This window comes from Cobetia sp. cqz5-12, from assembly GCF_016495405.1.
Taxonomy (GTDB): domain Bacteria; phylum Pseudomonadota; class Gammaproteobacteria; order Pseudomonadales; family Halomonadaceae; genus Cobetia.
In genome coordinates, this window is record NZ_CP044522.1 from 3,922,403 (window position 1) to 3,947,101 (window position 24,699).

Here is a 24,699-nt window from a genome sequence, read left to right on the forward strand (position 1 = left end):
ATGACCGGCCTGCTCGTGACCAAGGACCCCTCATGAATCCCGCTGAATTGAGCATGATCCTCATGGCTGTCGCCGCCGGTGCCATGATGCCGATTCAAGCTGGCGTCAATTCCACGCTGGCCCTGCAGACCCACAGTTCGCTCATGGCTGCCATGGTCAGCTTCGTGGTCGGCTCGATCGCGCTGGTCGTCATCGTGCTGGCCATGCGCCTGCCCATGCCGGGCGTCGGCGCCCTCAAGGCAGCCCCCTGGTGGAGCTGGACCGGCGGTCTGCTGGGCGCCTTCTTCGTCGCGGCCAGCGTGATACTGGTGCCTAAGCTGGGTGCAGCCACCATGATGGCCACCTTCCTGGCGGGGCAGCTGACGGCCTCGGTGGTGCTGGACCACTTCGGCTGGGCGACCTTCCCGCAGCATGATCTTTCGCTGGGGCGCGTGGCAGGCGTGTTGCTGCTGTTCGCGGGGGTCTTCCTGATCCGCCGCTATTGATGCCTCTGGCGTCACGCAGTGCAATCTATGGCCCCGATAGTCCTGGCGGACTCGGGGCCATCTTGTCTGCCTGATATACTGAGACCTTTCCCTGCCAGGAGGTCTACATGCTGAGTGTGATTTCGCCCGCCAAATCGCTGGATTTCGACAACGCCCCCGTGACCTCCCGTCATAGCCAACCCGATTTTCTCGAGCAGGCTCAACCGCTGATCGACATCCTGCGCGAACAGTCGCCGCAGGACATCGCAAGCCTGATGAAGCTCTCCGACAAGCTGGCCGGCCTCAATGCCGCTCGCTTCCAGGAATGGCAGCCGCCCTTCACGCCGGATAACGCCAAACAGGCGGTGCTGGCCTTCCAGGGGGATGTCTATCAGGGCATGGCGGCGGATTCGTTCAGCGAGGAAGATTTTGAGCGCGCACAACACAAGCTGCGCATTCTCTCCGGCCTCTATGGGCTGCTGCGCCCGCTGGATCTCATCCAGCCGTACCGTCTCGAGATGGGCACGCGTCTGAGCAACCCGGCCGGCAAGGACCTCTACGCCTACTGGCGCAAGACGCTGACACCGGCACTGGAGCAGGCCGTGGAAGACAGTGGCACGCCGATTCTGGTCAACCTGGCCTCCAATGAATACTTCAAGGCCATCGATGCCAAGGCGTTCCGCCACCGCATCGTGACGCCGGTCTTCAAGGACGAGAAGAATGGCCAGTCCAAGATCATCAGCTTCTACGCCAAGCGTGCACGCGGCCTGATGAGCGCCTGGATGCTCAAGCACGATATCGAGACAGCCGAGGACCTCAAGGACTTCGACGTGGCCGGTTATCGCTTCTCCAATGCCGCCTCTGAAGGCGATACGCTGGTCTTCACGCGCAGTGAGGCCGACGCGGCACGCACCTGATACGTGACCGGTAAGTCACTTGACGCCTCATCCGCCCAGCCCCGGGAAATCCAGGTTTTCTGCAGCACGCGGTTTGAGGTAACGGCGATGAATATCGCCGAACAGGACGTGATCTGCACATCCAAGCCATTCATACGCCACCATCTCGGCACTGACGATACTGGCACCCGCGGCCTCGCAACGGGCCACTCCCAGCGCCGCCTCCCGCGGGCGGCGACTGGCGACGCCATCGGCAACCAGCGCCACTCGATAGCCTGCGCCACACAGAGACAGCACAGTCTGCATCACACAGACGTGCGCCTCGGCACCACATACCACCAACTGGTCGCAGCCACTCTGCTCCAATGCCTTGCGAAAGTCCTGCGCATCCAGCGCACTGAAACTGCGCTTGGTGAAGCAACGGGTGCGCTCGCTCAGCAGATGCGTCATCGGGGCACTTGTGCCCAACTTGTCGGGGCAGTGCTCGGTCAGCCAGACGGGAATTTCCAGCGCCTGAGCGATGCCTCCCAGCCAGACGGCGCTGTTGATGGCCTCTGTTCCGCCACTCAGAACCGGCATCAGGCGTGCCTGGAAATCGATCAGCAACAGCAATGAGCGCCTCGCCATCAGGTGTTGCGTCTTTTCGTCGTCCATTGGTCCTCCTACGACGATTCTAGGGCTAGAATGGGGCCTCCACTTACACGCTAGCGCATCCAAGGAGATCCCACATGCGCCATCTGTTCATCATGCTGATGGTCGGCTTGCTCGGCTTCGGTCTGAGCGTCGAACACGCAGAGGCCAAGCGCCTCGGCGGCGGCAAGAGTTTCGGTAGCTACTCACGATCCGCTGACAGCGGAAAATCCTCCAGCTCACTGTTTGGCAGCAACAAGGCCACCAGCAACAGCACTGCAGCGAAGTCCAAGCCCTCCAGCGGCTTGTCCAAGTTTGCCGGACCTCTGGCAGGCCTGTTGGCAGGCGGTCTGCTGGCATCGCTGTTCTTCGGCGGCGCCTTCGATGGTCTGCGCATGACAGACTTCCTGATCATCGCGGTGATCGCCTTCATCGCATTCAAGTTCCTCAGCGCGCGCAAGAAGGCCTCCATGGCGAGCGGTGGGCCGGCAGGTAGCGGTGGTGGTTCCTCTACACGCCACGATGACCAGCCGCGCAATGTGCAGGCGCGTGAAGCGCATCAGCCGCAAGGCGAGTCGCTGGCTCCGGCTGGTGGTATCGGGGCAGGCCTGACGGGCGGTGCCCCGACCAGCGAACCGGCCTGGTTCGACAAGGAGCAGTTCCTCGGCGGCGCCAAGGAACACTTCATGACTCTGCAGCGCGCCTGGGACAACAATGACCTGCCGCGCATTCAGGAGTACGTCACGCCAGAGCTCTACAACCTGCTGCGTGAAGAGCGCGCTCAGCAACCGGCCAACAACCGTACCGAGATCGTGCGTCTGTTTGCTGAACTGGGCAGCGTGCAGGAAATTGGCAAGCAGGCGGAAGCGACCGTTCTGTTCCACGGCGTGCTGGATGAAAATGGCGAGCAGAACGAGTTCAACGAGACCTGGCACCTGGTCCGTGAGCTGCGTGATGGCGCCGACTGGCACATCCAGGGTATCGAGCAGAACAGCTAAGACGTTCCTTGCTCACTGACGTGGCCTTCACTCCATGAAGGCCACGTCAGATGCAAAAGCGGCCGGATGATCACTCATCCGGCCGCTTTTTTGTGTCTCGCTGCAGAAGATCTACCAGGGCTTCACAACAGTTCGCCGAAGACCACCAAGGCTCCGCCTCGAATGACAGGCATAAAAAAACCGGCCACTGGGGAAGTGACCGGCGGATAGGCTGCTCGACTGCAAGGCAGGAGCGCCAGATCGCAAAAAGTCTGCTGATGGGATAGCACAGACAAGTTTCTAAGCAAGGGAACGTCGAAACTCACATACTCAGAGTCACCAATAGAGCTTTAGTTCAGCCTGATCGTAAAAAACATGAGCAACCCTGAGGTGCAGTACCCGCGACGCCTGATCAACTCCACCATCAGCCGGCTGTACCCTCGGTTTCAGCAAGGCTTGCCTACTCCCGGAAACTCCTCTGCTCGACAAGCCCTTGTGGATAATTCAGGTGCCACTCCCATATCCCGGTTGTCCACAGGCGTATCCCTACACGCCTCCCTTCCTCAGCAGGGCGCCTTGCGCCTCAATGCACTGCCACAGACAGCACCGCCTCTATAGCAAGGCGACAGGAGTGATTCGGGACAAGTGCCTGACGAGCTTTTCATGACTGCCCTTGATGCGGGCCTCCCATGAGATGGCCATCCATGGACTTTTTACGCGCCAATTTTTTCCTGCGCACAAAGAGAACCGCCCCTGCAGCTGGGCTACAGGGGCGGTTCGGGATAAGTGCCTGACGATGACCTACTCTCACATGGAGAAACTCCACACTACCATCGGCGCTAAGCGGTTTCACTTCCGAGTTCGGCATGGGATCGGGTGGTTCACGCTCGCTATGGTCGTCAGGCGAAACGGTGGCATCTTGCGATGCCTGAGTCTCGAGGCTTGTGGCCTCGCGACTCGCAATATGAATCATGCTGACCGATATGTCTCGATCCTGTCGTAATCCCGGCGGTTTGCCTGGGCAAACCCCTTGGGTGTTATATGGTCAAGCCTCACGGGCAATTAGTACTGGTTAGCTCAACACATTGCTGTGCTTCCACACCCAGCCTATCAACCTTGTAGTCTTCAAGGGCCCTTCAGGAGGCGCAAGGCCTCAGGGAAGTCTCATCTTGAAGGGGGCTTCCCGCTTAGATGCTTTCAGCGGTTATCCCGTCCGAACGTAGCTACCGGGCAATGCCATTGGCATGACAACCCGAACACCAGAGGTTCGTCCACTCCGGTCCTCTCGTACTAGGAGCAGCTCTTCTCAAACTTCCGACGCCCACGGCAGATAGGGACCGAACTGTCTCACGACGTTCTAAACCCAGCTCGCGTACCACTTTAAATGGCGAACAGCCATACCCTTGGGACCGACTTCAGCCCCAGGATGTGATGAGCCGACATCGAGGTGCCAAACACCGCCGTCGATGTGAACTCTTGGGCGGTATCAGCCTGTTATCCCCGGAGTACCTTTTATCCGTTGAGCGATGGCCCTTCCATACAGAACCACCGGATCACTAGAACCTACTTTCGTACCTGCTCGACGTGTCTGTCTCGCAGTCAAGCACCCTTATGCTCTTGCACTCAATGCACGATTTCCAACCGTGCTGAGGGTACCTTCGTGCTCCTCCGTTACTCTTTAGGAGGAGACCGCCCCAGTCAAACTACCCACCATACACTGTCCTCGATCCGGATAACGGACCTGAGTTAGAACGCCAATGATGTCAGGCTGGTATTTCAAGGTTGGCTCCACCGCATCTGGCGACGTGGTTTCAAAGCCTCCCAGCTATCCTACACAGACAACATCAGCATCCAGTGTAAAGCTATAGTAAAGGTTCACGGGGTCTTTCCGTCTAGCCGCGGGTACACAGCATCTTCACTGCGATTTCAATTTCACTGAGTCTCGGGTGGAGACAGCGTGGCCATCATTACGCCATTCGTGCAGGTCGGAACTTACCCGACAAGGAATTTCGCTACCTTAGGACCGTTATAGTTACGGCCGCCGTTTACCGGGGCTTCGATCAAGAGCTTCGCGTGAGCTAACCCCATCAATTAACCTTCCGGCACCGGGCAGGCGTCACACCCTATACGTCCGCTTGCGCGTTTGCAGAGTGCTGTGTTTTTAATAAACAGTTGCAGCCACCTGGTATCTTCGACCGGTAAGAGCTTACGGAGCAAGTCCTTCACTCGAACCGGTGCACCTTCTCCCGAAGTTACGGTGCCATTTTGCCTAGTTCCTTCACCCGAGTTCTCTCAAGCGCCTTGGTATTCTCTACCTGACCACCTGTGTCGGTTTGGGGTACGGTCGCATGTGATCTGAAGCTTAGAGGCTTTTCCTGGAAGCGTGGCATCGATGACTTCCTGACCGTGGTCAGTTCGTCTCGCATCTCGACCTCAGAGGAACCGGATTTGCCTGATTCCTCGGCCTACATGCTTTCACCAGGACAACCAACGCCTGGCTCACCTAGCCTTCTTCGTCCCCCCATCGCAACCACATCCGGTACGGGAATATTAACCCGTTTCCCATCGACTACGCGTTTCCGCCTCGCCTTAGGGGCCGACTCACTCTGCTCCGATTAACGTAGAACAGAAAACCTTGGTCTTCCGGCGGGGGAGTTTTTCACTCCCCTTATCGTTACTCATGTCAGCATTCGCACTCGTGATACCTCCAGCAGACTTCTCAATCCACCTTCATTGGCTTACACGACGCTCCTCTACCGCTCATCCAGAGGATGAACCCGTAGCTTCGGTACCTGATTTAGCCCCGTTATATCTTCCGCGCAGGCCGACTCGACTAGTGAGCTATTACGCTTTCTTTAAAGGATGGCTGCTTCTAAGCCAACCTCCTAGCTGTCTGAGCCTTCCCACATCGTTTCCCACTTAATCAGGATTTTGGGACCTTAGCTGACGGTCTGGGTTGTTTCCCTTTTCACAACGGACGTTAGCACCCGCTGTGTGTCTCCCACGCTGCACTCACTGGTATTCGGAGTTTGCCTCGGGTTGGTAAGTCGGGATGACCCCCTAGCCGAAACAGTGCTCTACCCCCAGCGGTGATACGTGAGGCGCTACCTAAATAGCTTTCGAGGAGAACCAGCTATCTCCGGGCTTGATTAGCCTTTCACTCCGATCCACAGCTCATCCCAGCATTTTTCAACATACTTGGGTTCGGGCCTCCAATTGATGTTACTCAATCTTCACCCTGGCCATGGATAGATCGCCCGGTTTCGGGTCTATACCCTGCGACTGGTCGCCCAGTTAAGACTCGGTTTCCCTACGCCTCCCCTATACGGTTAAGCTCGCCACAGAATATAAGTCGCTGACCCATTATACAAAAGGTACGCGGTCACACCACGAAGGTGCTCCCACTGCTTGTACGCATACGGTTTCAGGATCTATTTCACTCCCCTCGCCGGGGTTCTTTTCGCCTTTCCCTCACGGTACTGGTTCACTATCGGTCAGCCAGGAGTATTTAGCCTTGGAGGATGGTCCCCCCATGTTCAGTCAAGGTTTCTCGTGCCCCGACCTACTCGATTTCACGTGACTCAGACTTCGACTACGGGACTATCACCCTGTATCGTCAGGCTTCCCAGCCTGTTCGTCTGTCAGTTGTCACGCTTAAGGGCTGGTCCCCGTTCGCTCGCCGCTACTTGGGGAATCTCGGTTGATTTCTTTTCCTCCGGGTACTTAGATGTTTCAGTTCCCCGGGTTTGCCTCTATAGGTTATGTATTGGCCTATAGATACTCACCTGATGGTGAGTGGGTTTCCCCATTCGGAAATCGTTGGGTCGCAGGGTATTTGCCACCTCGCCAACGCTTATCGCAGGCTATCACGTCCTTCATCGCCTCTGGCTGCCAAGGCATCCACCGTATGCGCTTAATCGCTTGACCATATAACCCCAAGGGGTCTGTCAAGGATCACGAATCTGTCGGACCTCTCCGACATATCGTTTTGATGGAGATGTGCTTGGCGCACATTCCATCGTCAGCATGATTCACATTGTTAAAGAGCGGCTGTTCAGAGAACAGTGAGAAGCGCGCTCTGATGAGCACGCTTGCCACTGCCGGCTAAGCCAGCAATAAGATCAGGTAATTCGTTGTGAGCACTTGCCGCGAGCAGTAGACAGTGTCGATAAGGAGGTGATCCAGCCCCAGGTTCCCCTAGGGCTACCTTGTTACGACTTCACCCCAGTCATGAACCACACCGTGGTGATCGCCCTCCCGAAGGTTAGGCTAACCACTTCTGGTGCAGTCCACTCCCATGGTGTGACGGGCGGTGTGTACAAGGCCCGGGAACGTATTCACCGTGGCATTCTGATCCACGATTACTAGCGATTCCGACTTCATGGAGTCGAGTTGCAGACTCCAATCCGGACTGAGGCAAGCTTTATGGGATTGGCTCCACGTCGCCGTATTGCAACCCTTTGTACTTGCCATTGTAGCACGTGTGTAGCCCTACCCGTAAGGGCCATGATGACTTGACGTCGTCCCCACCTTCCTCCGGTTTGTCACCGGCAGTCTCCTTAGAGTTCCCGACATTACTCGCTGGCAAATAAGGATAGGGGTTGCGCTCGTTACGGGACTTAACCCAACATTTCACAACACGAGCTGACGACAGCCATGCAGCACCTGTCTCAGAGTTCCCGAAGGCACCAATCCATCTCTGGAAAGTCCTCTGGATGTCAAGGGTAGGTAAGGTTCTTCGCGTTGCATCGAATTAAACCACATGCTCCACCGCTTGTGCGGGCCCCCGTCAATTCATTTGAGTTTTAACCTTGCGGCCGTACTCCCCAGGCGGTCAACTTATTGCGTTAGCTGCGCCACTAAGTCCTCAAGGGACCCAACGGCTAGTTGACATCGTTTACGGCGTGGACTACCAGGGTATCTAATCCTGTTTGCTACCCACGCTTTCGCACCTCAGTGTCAGTGTCAGTCCAGAAGGCCGCCTTCGCCACTGGTATTCCTCCCGATCTCTACGCATTTCACCGCTACACCGGGAATTCTACCTTCCTCTCCTGCACTCTAGCCAAGCAGTTCCAGATGCCGTTCCCAGGTTGAGCCCGGGGCTTTCACACCTGGCTGACTTAGCCACCTACGCGCGCTTTACGCCCAGTAATTCCGATTAACGCTTGCACCCTCCGTATTACCGCGGCTGCTGGCACGGAGTTAGCCGGTGCTTCTTCTGCGAGTGATGTCTTTCCTCGGGAGTATTAATCCCAAGGCGTTCTTCCTCGCTGAAAGTGCTTTACAACCCGAAGGCCTTCTTCACACACGCGGCATGGCTGGATCAGGCTTTCGCCCATTGTCCAATATTCCCCACTGCTGCCTCCCGTAGGAGTCTGGGCCGTGTCTCAGTCCCAGTGTGGCTGATCATCCTCTCAGACCAGCTACGGATCGTCGCCTTGGTGAGCCATTACCTCACCAACAAGCTAATCCGACATGGGCTCATCCGATAGCGCAAGGTCCGAAGATCCCCTGCTTTCTCCCGTAGGACGTATGCGGTATTAGCCTGAGTTTCCCCAGGTTGTCCCCCACTATCGGGCAGATTCCCATGCATTACTCACCCGTCCGCCGCTCGACGCCTTCTAGCAAGCTAGAATCGTTTCCGCTCGACTTGCATGTGTTAAGCCTGCCGCCAGCGTTCAATCTGAGCCATGATCAAACTCTTCAGTTGAAAGCTTGATAGTCTGTTAAGCAGACCAAACTTGGTTCAGAGTCAAACTTCTCGTGAGAGGCTTGCTCCGATATTTGGTGACCTTGTCACCACTCATCGGCAAGCGCTCACACGAATTACCTGATCAAATTTTTAAAGAGCGTCGCTGTTAAGCGAGGAGGCATATTCTACCCGGAACGCTTGATAAGTCAAGCACTTGATGATGAGTCAATCGACTGCCTCTAAGCATCATCAAGCGGTGAGGAGCGTTGCCCGATCACCTGTTCCGTAAGGAGTGCGGCGTATTCTAGCGAATCACCCGGGATTGTCAATCGATGATGTCGAAGCGGACTTCAAAAACATCATGCAAAACAACCACCTGCAAACCTCTTTTACCGCTGGTAACGCCATGCGTCCCCGGCAGCGGATGCGTACTTTACGCACGAACCGCCGTGAGGGCAAGGGATTTTTCAAGAGAATGTTATTCTCGGGACATACGGGTGACATCTCTGCTCTGCCTTTCTCTTCTCTCCTCATTCTGCTTCTCTTTTCTTCTAGCCTTCGTCTCTCCTTTGCTTGCTGACACACCTCTTCCCCAGCCAGAAACGCATTCGGCCCCGCCAGGAATGACGGGGCCGAATATCGATCATCACATTGATGGCAGCTGACGCCTACTTGTTGCCACGCAGCTTGCGCCCCAGCGCCATGATCGGGCCACTGGCGACATAACAACCGAACAGGCCCAGCAGCATCACGGACGGCTCCAGTGAGATGACCACAAAGGCCAGCACGATGGCGAGCAGCGCGACGAAGGGCACCGGCCCCTTGAGGTCGATCTCCTTGAAGCTGTAATAACGGATGTTCGACACCATCAGGATACCGGCAGCCGCGACCACGAAGACCATCAGCGACTTAAAGGCGAAGGTCTCGGCGTCGAAGTTGTGCATGGTCCATACGCAGCCGGCCACGAGTGCCGCCGCGGCCGGGCTCGGCAAACCGATGAACCACTTCTTGTCGGTGGAGCCGATCTGGACATTGAAGCGCGCCAGACGCAGCGCAGCGCCTGCCACGTAGACGAAGGCGGCGATCCAGCCGATCTTGCCGACATCCTGCAGAATCCAGCTGAAGGTGACCAGTGCCGGCGCCACGCCGAAGGACAACATGTCCGCAAGGCTGTCGTACTCGGCACCGAAGGCGCTTTGGGTGTTGGTCAGGCGCGCCACACGACCGTCCAGGCCGTCGAGCACCATCGAGACGAAGATGGCGATGGAGGCGTTGGCAAACTCCCCGTTCAGCGCGCACACCACAGCGAAGAAACCGGAGAACAGTGCCGAGGTGGTGAACAGATTGGGCAGCAGATAGATGCCACGCCGACGAACGGGCTTACCGTCCTCGATGGCCTCTTCCACGACTTCGCTGTCGTCGGTGAATTCTTCCACTACCTTGTCCAGCACGGAACTGCTACGGCGGGTCGGTTCTTCGGGGGCTTCTTCTGCGCCGAGATGTCGATTTTCGTCAGTCATGGGATTCCTTGCATCATGCCTCGTCGTGGCAGGGTAATCACATTCTACACCTGCCAGTGAGCGCGAATAGTGGTGACACCCTAGCGGCCTCACCGTCGACTGTCACTTCCCTCTCCCATTCGATAGCGCTTATAGAGCAGCAACGCAAGCGGGGCGCCCTCCTGATGGAGAGCGCCCCGCTCATTTCACGCTAGATCCAGAACGAAGAATCAGTTGCGTGACTTGTCGACCAGCTGGTTGGCAGTGATCCACGGCATCATGCCGCGCAGCTTCTCACCAGTCTGCTCGATCGGATGCTCGGCGTTCTGGCGACGACGGGCCGTCATGGACGGGTAGTTGGTGTTGCCTTCCTGGATGAACATCTTGGCGTATTCACCGCTCTGGATGCGCTTGAGTGCATTGCGCATGGCGACACGGGACTGCTCGTTGATGACTTCGGTGCCGGTCACGTACTCGCCATACTCCGCATTGTTGGAGATGGAGTAGTTCATGTTGGCGATGCCGCCTTCGTACATCAGGTCGACGATCAGCTTGAGCTCGTGCAGACACTCGAAGTAGGCCATTTCCGGTGCGTAGCCCGCTTCGGTCAGGGTCTCGAAGCCCATCTTGACCAGCTCGACCGCGCCACCACACAGGACAGCCTGCTCACCGAACAGATCGGTTTCGGTCTCGTCCTTGAAGGTGGTCTCGATGATGCCGGTACGGCCGCCACCGACGCCTGCCGCGTAGGACAGCGCGATGTCCTTGGCCTGGCCAGTCGCATCCTGATGGATGGCGATCAGGTCCGGGATACCGCCGCCCTTCACGAACTCGGAACGCACGGTGTGACCCGGTGCCTTCGGCGCGATCATGATGACGTCGAGGTCAGCACGCGGCACGACCTGGTTGTAGTGGACGTTGAAGCCGTGAGCGAAGGCCAGGGTCGCACCCTGCTTCAGGTTCGGTTCCACCTGGTTCTCGTAGATGGCCTTCTGGTTCTCGTCCGGCGCCAGGATCATGACCAGGTCGGCCGCCTTGACCGCTTCCTCGACTTCAGCAACCTTCAGGCCAGCCGCTTCGGCCTTGGCCCAGCTGGAGGAAGAGCGACGCAGGGCTACGGTGACGTCGACGCCGGATTCCTTCAGGTTGTTCGCGTGGGCGTGGCCCTGGGAACCGTAACCGAGGATGACCACTTTCTTGCCCTGGATGAGGGAGAGGTCACAATCCTTGTCGTAATAGAGTTTCATCGTCATTGCTCCTGGCGGCTCACCCCGTCAGCGGGATGGCGTGAGATCTTGAAAGAGTGTCTGTTGTTCTTGCGCCCCTTCCCGCAAGGGAAAGGCTTGTGTCAGTGTCCAGCGCCGACGGCCATCTGTCTCGGCCGCTCTGCGTCCCCGGGAGGTCGTGCACCTTGGATCAAGGTCTGCCGTCCTCCTCCTGCGCGGCGATGAGTCCACCTTACCTGCACCTCGACATTGCGTAAAATGCTATATTTGCACCATCATATGCCATATAGCGCAACACAAGACATTTCCCTCTTCAGCACTCATCGACAGCGGACCCCGGCATGGACAATCGTCAACTCAAGCAATTCCTGACCCTCGCCGAAACGCTGCATTTCGGGCGCGCCAGCACTGCCTGCCACCTGAGCGCCTCTGCCCTGTCACGTGCCATTCGTGCCATGGAGGAGGAACTGGGCGTCAGTCTGTTCGAACGCGACAACCGCAGCGTCGCGCTGACGCCGGCAGGAGAACGCTTCCGTCGTCATGCTCGCGAATTACTGAGTCAATGGGATGACATTCGCCAGTCACTGCTGGAAGACAGCGATGAGCTGCGTGGCGAGCTATCCCTGTACTGCTCGGTGACCGCCAGCTACAGCTTCCTGTATGAGATTCTGGCCTCCTTCCGTGCCCGCCATCCGCATGTGGAGCTCAAGCTGCATACCGGTGACCCCGCCGTGGCATTGGAGCGCGTCTTGATGGGCCACGAGGACCTGGCGATCGCCGCGCGCCCCGATGTGCTGCCTTCACGTCTCGCCTTCACTGACTTCGCCGAGTCACCGCTGCGCTTCATTGCCCCGCGTCGTGATGGCCCCGGCCAGCAACTGGAAGGCATCGGCGAGGCGGACGATTCGGCGGCGGGCGACGACCACATCGACTGGACACGCGTGCCGATGATCCTGTCGGAGACCGGCCTGGCACGTGAGCGCTTCGATGCCTGGTGCCATGAGCGTGGCATCAAGCCGCGCCTGTATGCCCAGGTCGCCGGCAACGAGGCCATCGTCAGCATGGTGGGACTGGGCTTCGGGATCGGCGTGGTGCCACAGATCGTCCTCGACAATTCGCCGCTGGCCGATCAGGTGCGCATCCTCGATGTCGATCCGCCCCTGACTCCCTACAAGGTCGGTCTGTGCGTACAGGAGAAACGCCTGCGTCATCCGCTGGTGCGCGCGTTATGGGAGCAACTGCCCGGCTCGTCGCAGCGACCCGCTGACTGATGCCTGATAGCGATCAAACGAAAACGGCGCCCCGAGGGGCGCCGTTCTTGTCTTGCGATTCCACCACCGTCTTACAGGCTCAACACCTTCTCGCCGCGGGCGATGCCGGAGACACCGGTACGTGCCACTTCCAGCACGCCTACCGGCTGCATCGCCGCCAGGAAGGCATCCAGCTTGCCACCGTCACCGGTGATCTGGATGGTGTAGAGGCTCGGCGTGATGTCGACGATCTGGGCACGGAAGATGTCCGCCGTACGCTTGATCTCGTCACGCTGGGCGCCCAACGCCTTGACCTTGACCAGCATCAGCTCGCGCTCGATGTGGCTGCCCTCGGTGAGATCCACCAGCTTGACCACATCCACCAGCTTGTTGAGGTGCTTGGTGATCTGCTCGATGACGCGATCTTCACCGACCGTGGTGACGGTCAGACGGGACAGGGTCGCGTCTTCGGTCGGGGCCACGTTGAGGGTCTCGATGTTGAAGTTGCGCTGTGAAAACAGGCCGACGACCCGTGACAGCGCGCCCGGTTCGTTTTCCATCAGAATGGAGATGATATGGCGCATCAGGTCCGCTCCGTCTTCGTAAGCAGCATGTCACGCATGGAGCCGAGAGGCACCTGCATCGGATAGACGTGTTCACGCGGGTCGACATAGATGTCGAGGAACACCAGCTCGTCCTTGTTGCGGAAGGCTTCTTCCAGCGCAGGTTCGAGCTCCTCCACCGTGTGCACCTTGATGGCACGGAAGCCATAGGCGCCCGCCAGCTGCACGAAGTCAGGCAGCGACTCCATATAGGAATGCGAGTGACGGGACTTGTAGTTCAGGTCCTGCCACTGACGCACCATGCCCAGCGACTGGTTGTTGAGGTTGATGATCTTGACCCCGATCCCGTACTGCTTACAGGTCGAGAACTCCTGCATCATCATCTGGAAGCTGCCTTCCCCGGTGAACAGCACCACATCGTCATCCGGGTAGGACATCTTGATCCCCATGGCCGCCGGGAAGCCGAAGCCCATGGTGCCCAGACCACCGGAGGTGATCCAGCGGTTGGGGCGCTGGAACTTGTAGTACTGGGCGGCGAACATCTGGTGCTGACCGACATCGGTGGCGACGAAGGCTTCGCCACGCGTCGCGCGGTGCACGGCTTCCACCACCTGCTGCGGCTTGAGCGGCTCGCCCGGGGCGGACGGCTCATACAGCTTGCCTTCACGCTCGGCACGCCAGCCATCGATCTGGGACCACCAGGCCTCCAGTGCATCGGGATTGGCCAGCTCACGGCCCTGCACCAGGCTGATCATCTCGTTGATCACGGCATCGGCCGGACCGACGATCGGCACATCGGCGCGCACGGTCTTGGAGACCGAGCTCGGGTCGATGTCGACGTGGATGATCTTGGCCGTCGGGCAGAACTTCGAGGTGTTGTTGGTCACGCGGTCATCGAAGCGCGCACCGATGCAGATGATCAGATCGGTGTGGTGCATGGCATTGTTCGACTCGTAGGAGCCGTGCATGCCGGGCCAGCCCAGACACTGCCGATCGCCCTGCGGGTAGGCACCGATGCCCATCAGCGAGGTGGTGATCGGGAAGTTGAGGCGGCGTACCAGGTCAGTCAGCGCTTCGCTGGCACGCCCGGACACCACACCACCGCCGGTGAAGAACAGCGGGCGACGTGCCTTGAGCATCAGCTCGACGGCTTTCTTGATCTGGCCACTGTGGCCACGGGTGACCGGGCTATAGGAGCGCATGCGTACCTTCTTGGGGTAGCTGTACTCGTAACGCTCGGTCGGGGCGGTCATGTCCTTCGGGATGTCGATGACGACCGGCCCCGGGCGTCCGCTGGAGGCCAGATAGAAGGCCTTCTTGATGACTTCCGGAATCTCGCTCGGGTGCTTGATCGAGAAGCTGTGCTTCACGATCGGGCGAGTCACACCGACGATGTCGGTTTCCTGGAAGGCGTCTTCACCGATCAGGTGACTGGCGACCTGGCCACACAGCACGACCATGGGAATCGAGTCCATGTAGGCCGTGGCGATACCGGTCACGGCATTGGTCGCGCCGGGGCCTGAGGTGACCAGCACGACTCCGGGCTTGCCGGAAGCGCGTGCGTAGCCATCGGCGGCGTGGGTAGCAGCCTGTTCGTGGCGGACCAGAATGTGCTGGACCTTGTCCTGACGGAACAGGGCGTCATAGATGTGCAGCGCCGCTCCACCGGGATAGCCGTATATATATTCCACGCCCTCGTCGTGCAGGGCGCGGGCGATCATGTCAGCGCCGGAAAGCAATTCCACTTGGTTATTCTCCCCTGGAGGTCTCGAGTGCGTCCGGCGGCAATGCGCAAGCCGGATCGAGTGCGACCTGAATGTCGCTACCGCAGAAATTGCGGCACCTGATGCCAAACCCTGGCGTCTGCGGCCCGGTTAGGGCCTGCACTCTTGTCGCATCGGTTGGATGCGGTCGGGGCTGATGGCCGGTCGGTACGGTTGGCGTACCCGGACCGGCGTATCCTTTGACAGGCGGACAGCGACTCAGCGTCTGTCCTTCACGCGGCGCTTCGAGGGTCGCCCGAATGGCCGCGCCCGCAATCAGGAATGGTCAAGAGTCCAACAGCCGCAAGGGGCTGTCAACTCAACCTTACGCCAGTGTGCGCCGCCTGCGCCAAATGCCACACCGATAACAATGAATCAGGCCATAAGCGTGCGTGAAACCTCACCAATGGCAATAAATTCGCAATTTTCTGCTTCGTGAATTTCAGCCTGCCTCACCCCGGGTTGTCATTTTGCGCCCGGACGGCAGACACGAAAACGCCCCACCGCAAGCGGAAGACAGACTTCCGTCACGGTGGGGCGTCACTCACGGGTGCGCGATTCAGCGCGTGAAGGTCAGTTCTCCGCCCTCTTCGCCGACCTGGATCACGTCACCGGGCACGAATTCACCGCCCAGCAGCGCCTGGGCCAGCGGGTTCTCGATACGGCTCTGGATGGCGCGCTTGAGCGGACGCGCACCGTAGACCGGATCGAAGCCTGCCTTGGCCAGCAGCGCCATCGCGGCATCGGTGATCTCGAAGCCGAGATCGCGATCGGCCAGACGCGCCTTGAGCCGCTCGAGCTGAATGCCGGCGATGGAGGCGATCTGCGCCTGTCCCAAGGCGTGGAACACGACCACTTCATCGATGCGGTTGATCAGCTCCGGGCGGAAGTGATTGCCGACGACTTCCATGACTGCCGTCTTCATGTCGTCGTACTGGAAGGCCGCCTTGCGATCGACACTCTCTTGCGTGTCTTCCTCGTCCGCGAGCTCGCCATTGAGGCCACTCATGCGCTGGATCATTTCCGACCCCAGGTTGGAGGTCATCACGATCACGGTATTGCGGAAGTCGACGGTGCGCCCCTGGCCATCGGTCAGACGGCCATCTTCCAGCACCTGCAGCAGGATGTTGAAGACATCCGGATGCGCCTTCTCGACCTCGTCGAGCAGCAGCACGGAGTACGGCTTGCGGCGCACGGCCTCAGTCAGATAGCCGCCCTCTTCATAGCCGACATAGCCGGGAGGCGCGCCGATCAGGCGAGCCACGGAGTGCTTCTCCATGAACTCGGACATGTCGATGCGCACCATCGCCTCTTCGGTATCGAACAGGAAGTTGGCCAGCGACTTGCAGAGCTCCGTCTTGCCGACCCCGGTCGGGCCGAGGAACAGGAAGGAGCCGTTGGGACGGTTCGGGTCCGACAGCCCCGCGCGTGAGCGCCGCACCGCATTGGATACCGCGATCACCGCCTCGTCCTGGCCGATCACCTTCTCGTGCAGCGCCTCTTCCATGCGCAGCAGCTTGTCACGCTCGCCCTCGAGCATCTTGGCGACCGGAATACCGGTCCAGCGCGAGACGACCTCGGCAATTTCTTCCTCGGTGACATTGGAGCGCAGCAACACGTGGCCGGAGGTATCCGCCTCGCCTTCGCCGGCTTCGCTGATCTGCTTCTCGAGCCCCGGAATCACGCCGTACTGCAGTTCCGACATGCGGCTGAGGTCGCCGGCGCGACGCGCCTGCTCCAGATCGATACGAGCCTGTTCCAGCTCGGCCTTGAACTGGGCCGCGCCCTGGATGCTGGACTTCTCGGCCTTCCAGACTTCATCGAGGTCGGCGTATTCCCGCTCCAGCTCCGAGATCTGGTCCTCAAGCGCGCCGAGACGCTTGAGCGCCGCCTCATCGGTCTCCTTCTTGAGCGCCTCACGCTCCATCTTGAGCTGGATCAGGCGGCGGTCGAGACGGTCCATCTCCTCCGGCTTGGAATCCAGCTCCATGCGGATGCGTGACGCGGCTTCATCGATCAGGTCGATCGCCTTGTCCGGCAGCTGGCGGTCCGTGATGTAACGCGAGGACAGCCGTGCGGCGGCGATGATGGCGCTGTCGGTGATGTCGACACCGTGGTGCACCTCGTAGCGCTCCTTCAGGCCACGCAGGATGGCGATGGTGTCTTCCTCGCTGGGCTGATCCACCTGCACCTTCTGGAAGCGGCGCTCCAGCGCGGCATCCTTCTCGATGTACTGGCGATACTCGTCAAGCGTGGTGGCACCGACACAGTGCAGCTCGCCACGCGCCAGTGCCGGCTTGAGCATGTTGCCGGCATCCATCGCGCCTTCGGCCTTGCCCGCGCCGACCATGGTGTGCAGCTCGTCGATGAACAGGATGACCTGACCTTCTTCCTGCGCCAGCTCCTTGAGGACGGACTTGAGGCGCTCCTCGAACTCACCGCGGAACTTGGCCCCTGCCAGCAGCGAGCCCATGTCGAGAGATAGCACGCGCTTGTTCTTGAGGCCTTCCGGCACCTCGCCATTGACGATACGGCTGGCCAGCCCCTCGACAATGGCGGTCTTGCCGACGCCGGGCTCACCGATCAGCACCGGGTTGTTCTTGGTGCGACGCTGAAGGACCTGAATCGTGCGGCGAATTTCCTCGTCACGCCCGATCACCGGGTCGAGCTTGCCATCCCGCGCGCGCTCGGTGAGATCCAGCGTGTATTTGTTGAGCGCTTCACGATTGTTCTCGGCATCGGCGTCGCCCACGGCTTCGCCACCACGCAGTGCATCGATGGCGGAGGTCAGAGCGGGCTTCTTGATGCCCGATGAGGTGAACAGCTTGCCCAGATCACCACCCAGCTCCAGCGCGGCCAGTAGCGCGAGCTCGGAGGCGATGTATTGATCGCCGCGCTTCTGCGCTTCACGATCGGCCAGATTCAGAAGCTTGCCGAGTGCCTGCGAGGGCGCGACATTCCCGTCGAACTGGGACACGGTCGGCAGATCATCCAGCTGGCGCTTGAGGCCACTCATCAGGCTGGTGGCATCGCCGCCCGCCTTGTTGACCAGTGCCTTGAGACCGCCATCGCGGTCTTCCAGCAGTGCCAGCAGCAGATGCTGCGGGTGAATTTCATTATGGCCTCGCCCGACGGCGAGTGACTGGGCATCCGCCAGAGCGTTCTGCAGCTTGCTGGTGAGTTTGTCGATGCGCATGGTGCCTTCTCCTGAGAGTCATGGCGGTACTCCTTTTCTCAGGAGCTTCGCCTGTAACATTTCGTATCTGACTCTCAAGATGGGGGCTGGCGCACGGCTTTCAAGGCAGGATTCGCCGCGCTGCAGCATGGTGTGACATTTGCCTGATCCAGGTCAGATTCCCGCCGCCACGATGACGACCCGCCGGCCATCATCTTTGCCACATGCAGAAACGCCCCGCCAACCTGAGACATCAGGTCAACGGGGCGTTTGTGGGTACTGCATGTCGAGCTTGTGGAATGCGCTGACCCAATTCTCGATCAGCGATTCCTGATCAGCGCCTCAGCGCAGCCAGATCACTGTGGCGAGGCGTCCAGTCACCCCATCGTCACGCCGGTGTGAATAGAAGCGTGATTCCGAGGCGGTACAGAAGTGGCCGCCACTGACATGACCGACTCCGGCACGCTCGAGACGCAGGCGTGCCAGCTTGTAGAGATCCCCCATGTAGTGACCTAGCCGGTAGGGGCTGGCCTCGAAGGCATCATCGGCCTCGGGCAGATCCGCGATGAAGGCATCACGCACCTCGGGGCCTACCTCGAACTGGGCATTGGAGATCGCCGGGCCCAGCCAGGCCATCAGCTCGCCGGGGTCATCACCAAGATGCTCGATGGTGGCTTCCAGCACGCCTTCGACCAGCCCGCGCCAACCCGCATGCGCCACGCCGACACGCGTGCCCTGCCGATCACAGAACAGCACCGGCAGGCAGTCCGCCGTCATCACCACACAGGCCTGCCCGGTGCCGGTACTGATGCAGGCATCCGCCCGTGGCGGAGTATCTGGCCGGCCCTCGGCGTGGCAGACATCGAAGGCATCTACCACCTGAGTGCCGTGCACCTGGTCCAGCCACGCCAGCGGACGGCCGTCATCGACTTCCGCGGCGAGCAGCTCGCGCACCTGCGCCACCATCGCCGGGTCATCGCCGACATGCAGCGCCGGATTGAAGCCGGCATACGGCCCCTGACTGGGGCCGCTCTCACGCGTGGTCACGAAGGCCTGCACCGGGCTCGGCGCGGGCCAGTCCGGCAGTATCAGGGTCGGGCGTAGACTCTCGTCGTGCATAACCTCTCCTTGTGCGGCGTGTCGCGCGAGCCTGCCGCCTCAGCGAGCGATGTCTTCCTTGAGATAGTCGATCAACACCAGCATGTCGCCCGGCATCTCGGCGCGGAATTCGACTTCCTTGCCCGTGATCGGGTGGATGAAGGCGAGACGGCGGGCATGCAGTGCCTGACGCGGGAACTGACGCAGCAGCTCCTTGAGCGGGTCACTGGCCCCCGGCGGCAGCTTCAGACGCCCGCCGTAGACCGGGTCTCCGACCAGCGGATAGCGCTGGTGTGCCATGTGCACGCGAATCTGGTGGGTACGCCCGGTTTCCAGCTTGCAGCGGATATGGGTGTGCCCCCGGAAACGCTCGACCACGCGGAAGTGGGTGACCGCCGGCTTGCCACTGTGGGTGACGGCCTGACGCTTGCGGTCCTTGGGGTGACGCCCGATGGGCGCATCCACGGTGGCACCGGAGGTCAGCACGCCCGTGACGACGGCATCGTACTCGCGTGACACGGTACGGGCCTGCAGCTGCTCGACCAGGTCCGCCTGGGCGGTCAATGACTTGGCCACCACCATCAGTCCGCTGGTGTCCTTGTCGAGACGATGCACGATACCGGCACGCGGCATCATGGAATTGCCCGGGCAATGATGCAGGATGGCGTTGAGCAGCGTGCCATCGTGGTTACCCGCACCCGGGTGCACGACCATGCCGTGCTCCTTGTTGATGACCAGCACGTCGTCATCTTCATAGACGATCTCGAGCTCGATATCTTCCGGCTCGTGGCTGACTTCTTCTTCCAGCTCGGCGGTCAGGGCCAGACGTTCACCGCCATAGACCTTCTCGCGGGGTTTGACGGCGGCACCGTCGAGGGTCAGCGCACCGGTCTTGATCCAGTGCTTGAGACGCTCGCGGGAATAGTCGGAGAAGATCTCGGCGCAGGCCTGATCAAGGCGCATGCCAATCATCGCCTCCGGGATCCGCTCTTCGCGGTTGATGGTGTCTGCCATATTGCTCTCTGAGGCCGTTTCGCACGAAAGGGCCTTTGCTTTATAGTGAGTGCGGATCGGCGGATTCTAGCATGCCCGCCATGGATTGCCCGAGATGAGGAAACCGATGCGCGCCCTTCCCTTGACTGCCCTCGCCCTGGCCAGCACCTTGCTGGCTGGCTGTGCGTCCAACGAGCCGGCACCGGATCTTCAGGAGCAGGACCTGTATCGTCAGGCCCAGGTTTCCCTGGATACCAGCCGCTTCAACTCCGCTGTGCAACAACTTGAAGCCCTGGATACTCGCTTCCCGTTCGGCAGCTACGCCGAACAGTCGCAGCTGGAGCTGATCTACGCCTATTACCAGGTCGACAACTGGGAGGCGGCACGTGCCGCGGCCAGCCGGTTCATTCGCCTGCACCCCGATCACCCGCAGGTCGATTATGCCTACTACATGCGTGGACTGGCAGCGTACAGCGCGGGTCGTTTCAGCCTGGAATCCCTCGATCTGATCGATATTTCCAAGCGTGACCTGGGCGCGACACGCGATGCCTACGTCGACTTCGGTGAGCTGGTGCGTCGCTTCCCCAACAGCACCTACGCGGCAGATTCCCGTCAGCGCATCATCTATCTGCGCAACGTACTGGCGCGCGGCGAGCTGCAGACAGCCGATTTCTACCTGCGCAAGCAGGCCTATCTGGCTGCCGTGAAGCGTGGTGAGTGGGTCATTGAGCACTACCCTAACACTCCTGCCACCCGCGATGCGCTGGCCGTGATGGTCGAGGGCTATCTGGGCCTCGGTCTGCGTGACCGTGCCAGCGAGACGCTCAAGGTGCTGATCCAGAATGATCCGGACAACGAACGTCTGGATGGCCGTACCTTCGAGCCGCGTTACGTGAAGGCTGACGACCTGACGGTCTGACGACCGGCAGGCGTCACCATCGAAAAGCCCGTGATCATCGATCACGGGCTTTTTTCGTGCTGACAGCATGGCCAGAATCGTCGGATTCAGGCGCTTTCAGCGGCTTGCGCAAAGAATCCGCAATCCCTGACACCGGACATGAATCGCCTCAATCGCCGGCCACCCAGCCATTGACGATCGGGTAGCGACGATCACGCCCGAAGCCGCGTGGCGTGACGCGCACGCCCACCGGCGCCTGACGACGCTTGTACTCGGTGCGGTCGACCAGACGCACCACGCGATAGACATCCTCTTCCTCGAAGCCCGAGCGGATGATCGCCTCGGCGCTCATGTCACCCTCGATATAGTGGGTGAGAATCGCATCCAGGGTGTCGTAATCCGGTAGCGAATCACTGTCGAGCTGGTCTTCGGCGAGCTCGGCGGACGGCGGGCGCGTGATGACACGCTCCGGAATCGCCGGGCCCATGGTGTTGCGCCAGTTGGCGAGGCGGAACACCCAGCTCTTGTAGACATCCTTGAGCGCGTTGTAGCCGCCGACCATATCGCCGTAGAGCGTGGCGTAACCCACCGCCATCTCGCTCTTGTTGCCGGTGGTCAGCACCATCAGGCCCTTCTTGTTGGAGATGGCCATCAGCAGCACGCCACGACAGCGCGACTGCAGATTCTCCTCGGTGGTGTCGCGCTCGCTGCCGGCGAAGCTCTCCGCCAGGGTCTCGGTGAAGGCCTCGACCATCGGCGCGATGGGCATCACCTCGTAATTCACGCCCAGCAGCCTGGCCTGCTCGGCAGCGTCTTCCTTGGAGATGTCCGCGGTGTAGTGATACGGCATCATCACGGCATGCACGCGGTCGGCACCGAGGGCATCGACGGCAATCGCCAGCGACAGCCCGGAATCGATGCCGCCGGAAAGACCCAGTACCACGCCCTTGAAGCCACTCTTGTTGACGTAGTCACGCAGCCCGGTGACCAGCGCACAGTAGAGTGACTCTTCCGGCGACAGCAGCTCGGCGATCTCGCCGCTCTGCGGCACCCAGCTGCCACCTTCCTCCTTCAGGAACTGCACCGGCATCAGGCCGACATCCCACCACGGCGCCTGCACGCAGGTCTTGCCGTCGGCATCGATGGCGGCAGAGCCCCCATCGAAGACCAGCTCATCCTGACCACCGATCTGATTGACGTAGACCAGCGGGCAATTGACCTCGGCTGCCCGCTCGGCGAACAGCTGATTGCGCTCGGCCGGCTTCTCCAGATGATAGGGCGAGGCATTGAGACTGACGAGAATCTCGGCACCGGCATCCCGCGCCTGACGGATCGGTGCGCCGTCCCACAGGTCTTCACAGATGACGATGCCCAGACGGGCGCCACGGCACTCGACCACACACGGCTCGCTGCCCGGCGTGAAGTAGCGCTGCTCATCGAAGACCTGATAGTTGGGCAAGGCCTGCTTGGCATATTCGGCGACCCATTCACCGTCCTTGAGTACGCCAGCGAGGTTGTAGCGCTTGCCATCTCGCATGCCGGGATAGCCGACGATGACCATCACGCCCGGCGCGACCTTCTTCGCCATCTGCGCGCGTGCCTCTTCCAGGCGCGCTTCCATGGACTCGCGCAGCAGCAGGTCTTCCGGCGGGTAGCCGGTCAGACACAACTCGGGCAGTACTACGACATCGGCCTTGTGCTCAAGACTCGCTTCACGCACCGATTCGATGGCACGCGCAGTGTTGCCGGGAATATCACCGACCAGCGGGTCGAGCTGGGCCATCACCAGAGTCAGATCTTGCATGCGGTAAGGATCTCTCGATTGGCGGTTCGATAAGGGGCCAGTACACTGTGGCCAGACATCTGGCTCAGATCACTGAGCCGTGCACCGGCCCACCTGTCATCATGTTGGCCGCCATTGTCCCGCAAGGTCGCGCCGCTGGCAAAAGCCACGCGCGCCGCCTCATCTGGGAGTCATATAGGAATGAGCCTGTTGATCATCCGTCTGCTGGTTTTCGTCGCCCTGTTCTGGGCCGGCCTGCGCCTTTACCGCATGTATCGCCAATGGAAGCTGAGCCAGGACAGCCACAGTGACGGCCAGCCTGCCGAGCGCGAGGCTCAGAACATGGTGCGCTGCGCCTACTGCGATCTGCATCTGCCGGAAAATGACGCCATCCGCCATGAGGCGCTGCACTTCTGCTGCCAGGAACACCAGCAACACTTCCTCGATGAAGGACCGCGCAAATGATTCGCCACCGAGGCAAAGCGCTCGATGACGAAAGACGGCACACAATCACTCAGGCCCAGCGGGTCTCACCGGCATTTGACGCCGTATCCAGCGTGGCGATCTCGGCCAGCAGGGCCTCAGGCTGGTAGGGGGCGGGGTCGATGATCGGCGTACGGCCCAGCAACTGGTCCGCCAGCAGGCGGGTCGAGGCCGGCGCCAGTACCAAGCCATTGCGGTAGTGGCCCGCGTTGACGTGCAGATGGCGGCGCTCCGGCACGGCGCCGATGAACGGCGTGCCGGTCGGTGAACCCGGGCGCAGTCCCGCCCAGTGGTGCTCGACCTCACACTCGGCAAGCGCGGGGATGATCTCGCAGGCGCTCTTGATCAGTGACTCGCGAGCTTCCTCGGTGGTGGCCTTGTCGAAACCGACCTCTTCCAGCGTCGACCCCGCGACCACACGACCATCGGCACGCGGAATCACGTAGCGTCCATTCTTGAGCACCACGCGCTCCACCAGCCCCTTGGGTGCCTTGAACAGCACCATCTGACCGCGCACCGGACGTACCGGCAGCTCGAGCCCCGCTTCGCTCAGAATCTCACGACTCCAGGCACCACCGCAGACCACGACCTGCCCGGCAGACAACACCGAATTGGCGGTCTGTACGCCAATGGCGGTGTCGTCCTGCAGCAGAATGCCCTGCACCGCGACATTCTCCAGCAGGCGCACGCGCGGGTGAGCGTCGAGCGCGGCACGCAATGACTTGCCCAGACGCGGATTGCGGATGCTGCCCAGCGTCGGCATCCACAGCGCCGACTCGCAACCGGGCGCGACCGCCGGTGCCTTGTCATAGACGAAGCCGGCGTCCACGCGCGTCAGCGGCTTGGCATATTCACGGGACCAGGCCAGTGCCTGCTCGGCATCCTCGACATTCAGGTACAGCAGACCCTGCTGGCGATATTCGGGGTCGATGCCGGTGGACGCGATCAGACGCTCGGCCAGCGTAGGATAGAAGCCTTCCGACCAGGCAGACAGGCGCGAGATCGGCGCGCTATAACGCCACGGATACAACGGTGAGACGATACCACCGCCCGCCCATGACGCCTCACGCCCACACTGGCCTCGCTCGATCAGCGTGACCTCGGCACCGCCATCCGCCAGCTCCAGCGCGGTCAGCATGCCGATCACGCCACCGCCTACCACCACAAAGTCATTCACGCCTGTTCGCTCCTGCCATCAGCCCGGGAAAGGGGTCAAGAATACGCCGCCCGCAAGGCGGTGCAAGCGAGCCACATGCAATCCAGCATTGCGCCAAGTCTCCAGCATTGAGCAGCGTCTCCAGCATTGGCC

Annotated in this window: 16 protein-coding genes and 3 rRNA genes; 6 read left to right on the forward strand and 13 right to left on the reverse strand. The window is 60.5% G+C overall.

Going from position 1 to position 24,699, the window contains the following annotated elements; genetic code table 11:
• The first annotated feature begins 32 nt into the window (after positions 1-32).
• Both F8A90_RS16250 and yaaA read left to right on the forward strand, forming a co-directional pair.
• Positions 33-485 (forward strand): DMT family transporter, encoded by a 453-nt coding sequence (locus tag F8A90_RS16250; RefSeq protein ID WP_043336565.1) that lies wholly within the window; start codon positions 33-35, stop codon positions 483-485.
• 107 nt (positions 486-592) lie between these two features.
• Positions 593-1,381 (forward strand): peroxide stress protein YaaA, encoded by a 789-nt coding sequence (gene yaaA, locus F8A90_RS16255; protein ID WP_200017958.1) that lies wholly within the window; start codon positions 593-595, stop codon positions 1,379-1,381.
• A 27-nt stretch (positions 1,382-1,408) separates the two neighbouring features.
• On the opposite strand, the gene F8A90_RS16260 is transcribed toward yaaA, so the two are convergent.
• Positions 1,409-2,014 (reverse strand): isochorismatase family protein, encoded by a 606-nt coding sequence (locus F8A90_RS16260; RefSeq protein WP_233593366.1) that lies wholly within the window; start codon positions 2,012-2,014, stop codon positions 1,409-1,411.
• 74 nt (positions 2,015-2,088) lie between these two features.
• On the opposite strand from F8A90_RS16260, the gene F8A90_RS16265 reads away from it, so the two are divergent.
• Positions 2,089-2,988 (forward strand): Tim44 domain-containing protein, encoded by a 900-nt coding sequence (locus F8A90_RS16265; RefSeq protein ID WP_200017960.1) that lies wholly within the window; start codon positions 2,089-2,091, stop codon positions 2,986-2,988.
• A 767-nt stretch (positions 2,989-3,755) separates the two neighbouring features.
• Here F8A90_RS16265 and rrf read toward each other — a convergent pair.
• The 5 genes from rrf to ilvC all read right to left on the reverse strand — a co-directional run bounded on the left by rrf (position 3,756) and on the right by ilvC (position 11,405).
• A 5S ribosomal RNA gene (gene rrf / locus F8A90_RS16270) occupies positions 3,756-3,871 on the reverse strand.
• 137 nt (positions 3,872-4,008) lie between these two features.
• A 23S ribosomal RNA gene (locus F8A90_RS16275) occupies positions 4,009-6,894 on the reverse strand.
• A 242-nt stretch (positions 6,895-7,136) separates the two neighbouring features.
• Positions 7,137-8,677 (reverse strand): 16S ribosomal RNA (locus tag F8A90_RS16280).
• Together the 16S, 23S and 5S rRNA genes form the textbook arrangement of a ribosomal RNA operon.
• Before the next feature lie 650 nt (positions 8,678-9,327).
• A complete protein-coding gene (gene pssA, locus F8A90_RS16285; RefSeq protein ID WP_200017962.1) occupies positions 9,328-10,179 on the reverse strand; it encodes a CDP-diacylglycerol--serine O-phosphatidyltransferase in 852 nt (283 codons plus the stop codon).
• A gap of 209 nt (positions 10,180-10,388) precedes the next feature.
• Complete coding sequence (gene ilvC / locus F8A90_RS16290; protein WP_043337232.1) at positions 10,389-11,405, reverse strand: ketol-acid reductoisomerase; 1,017 nt, start codon at positions 11,403-11,405, stop codon at positions 10,389-10,391.
• 320 nt (positions 11,406-11,725) lie between these two features.
• On the opposite strand from ilvC, the gene ilvY reads away from it, so the two are divergent.
• Positions 11,726-12,655 (forward strand): HTH-type transcriptional activator IlvY, encoded by a 930-nt coding sequence (ilvY, locus tag F8A90_RS16295; protein ID WP_200017963.1) that lies wholly within the window; start codon positions 11,726-11,728, stop codon positions 12,653-12,655.
• Positions 12,656-12,726: 71 nt separating this feature from the next.
• On the opposite strand, the gene ilvN is transcribed toward ilvY, so the two are convergent.
• From ilvN to rluD, 5 genes are all read right to left on the reverse strand, one after another.
• Positions 12,727-13,218: an acetolactate synthase small subunit gene (gene ilvN / locus F8A90_RS16300; protein ID WP_043337227.1), complete on the reverse strand. Its 492-nt coding sequence runs from the start codon at positions 13,216-13,218 to the stop codon at positions 12,727-12,729.
• A complete protein-coding gene (locus F8A90_RS16305; RefSeq protein ID WP_136939691.1) occupies positions 13,218-14,942 on the reverse strand; it encodes an acetolactate synthase 3 large subunit in 1,725 nt (574 codons plus the stop codon). The genes ilvN and F8A90_RS16305 overlap by 1 nt, the downstream gene beginning before the upstream one ends.
• Positions 14,943-15,519: 577 nt before the next feature.
• A complete protein-coding gene (clpB, locus tag F8A90_RS16310) occupies positions 15,520-18,156 on the reverse strand; it encodes an ATP-dependent chaperone ClpB (RefSeq protein ID WP_200017965.1) in 2,637 nt (878 codons plus the stop codon).
• A gap of 321 nt (positions 18,157-18,477) precedes the next feature.
• Positions 18,478-19,254, reverse strand: a complete 777-nt coding sequence (pgeF, locus tag F8A90_RS16315; RefSeq protein WP_200017974.1) for a peptidoglycan editing factor PgeF — start codon at positions 19,252-19,254, stop codon at positions 18,478-18,480.
• A gap of 39 nt (positions 19,255-19,293) precedes the next feature.
• Positions 19,294-20,247, reverse strand: a complete 954-nt coding sequence (gene rluD, locus F8A90_RS16320) for a 23S rRNA pseudouridine(1911/1915/1917) synthase RluD (RefSeq protein WP_054556942.1) — start codon at positions 20,245-20,247, stop codon at positions 19,294-19,296.
• 94 nt (positions 20,248-20,341) lie between these two features.
• Here rluD and F8A90_RS16325 point away from each other — a divergent pair, with 94 nt between their 5' ends.
• Positions 20,342-21,145, forward strand: a complete 804-nt coding sequence (locus F8A90_RS16325; protein ID WP_054556941.1) for an outer membrane protein assembly factor BamD — start codon at positions 20,342-20,344, stop codon at positions 21,143-21,145.
• 148 nt (positions 21,146-21,293) lie between these two features.
• Here F8A90_RS16325 and F8A90_RS16330 read toward each other — a convergent pair whose 3' ends face one another.
• Entirely contained in the window at positions 21,294-22,928 is a 1,635-nt protein-coding gene (locus F8A90_RS16330; RefSeq protein WP_200017981.1) for an NAD+ synthase, read from the reverse strand.
• A 180-nt stretch (positions 22,929-23,108) separates the two neighbouring features.
• Between F8A90_RS16330 and F8A90_RS16335 the strand changes: the two genes are divergently transcribed.
• Positions 23,109-23,372, forward strand: coding sequence for a PP0621 family protein (locus tag F8A90_RS16335; protein ID WP_200017983.1), 264 nt, complete (start codon positions 23,109-23,111; stop codon positions 23,370-23,372).
• Positions 23,373-23,421: 49 nt separating this feature from the next.
• Here F8A90_RS16335 and thiO read toward each other — a convergent pair whose 3' ends face one another.
• The gene (gene thiO, locus F8A90_RS16340) at positions 23,422-24,567 is read right to left on the reverse strand and encodes a glycine oxidase ThiO (RefSeq protein ID WP_200017989.1); all 1,146 of its coding nucleotides are present in this window, start codon (positions 24,565-24,567) and stop codon (positions 23,422-23,424) included.
• Between the last annotated feature and the right edge of the window lie 132 nt (positions 24,568-24,699).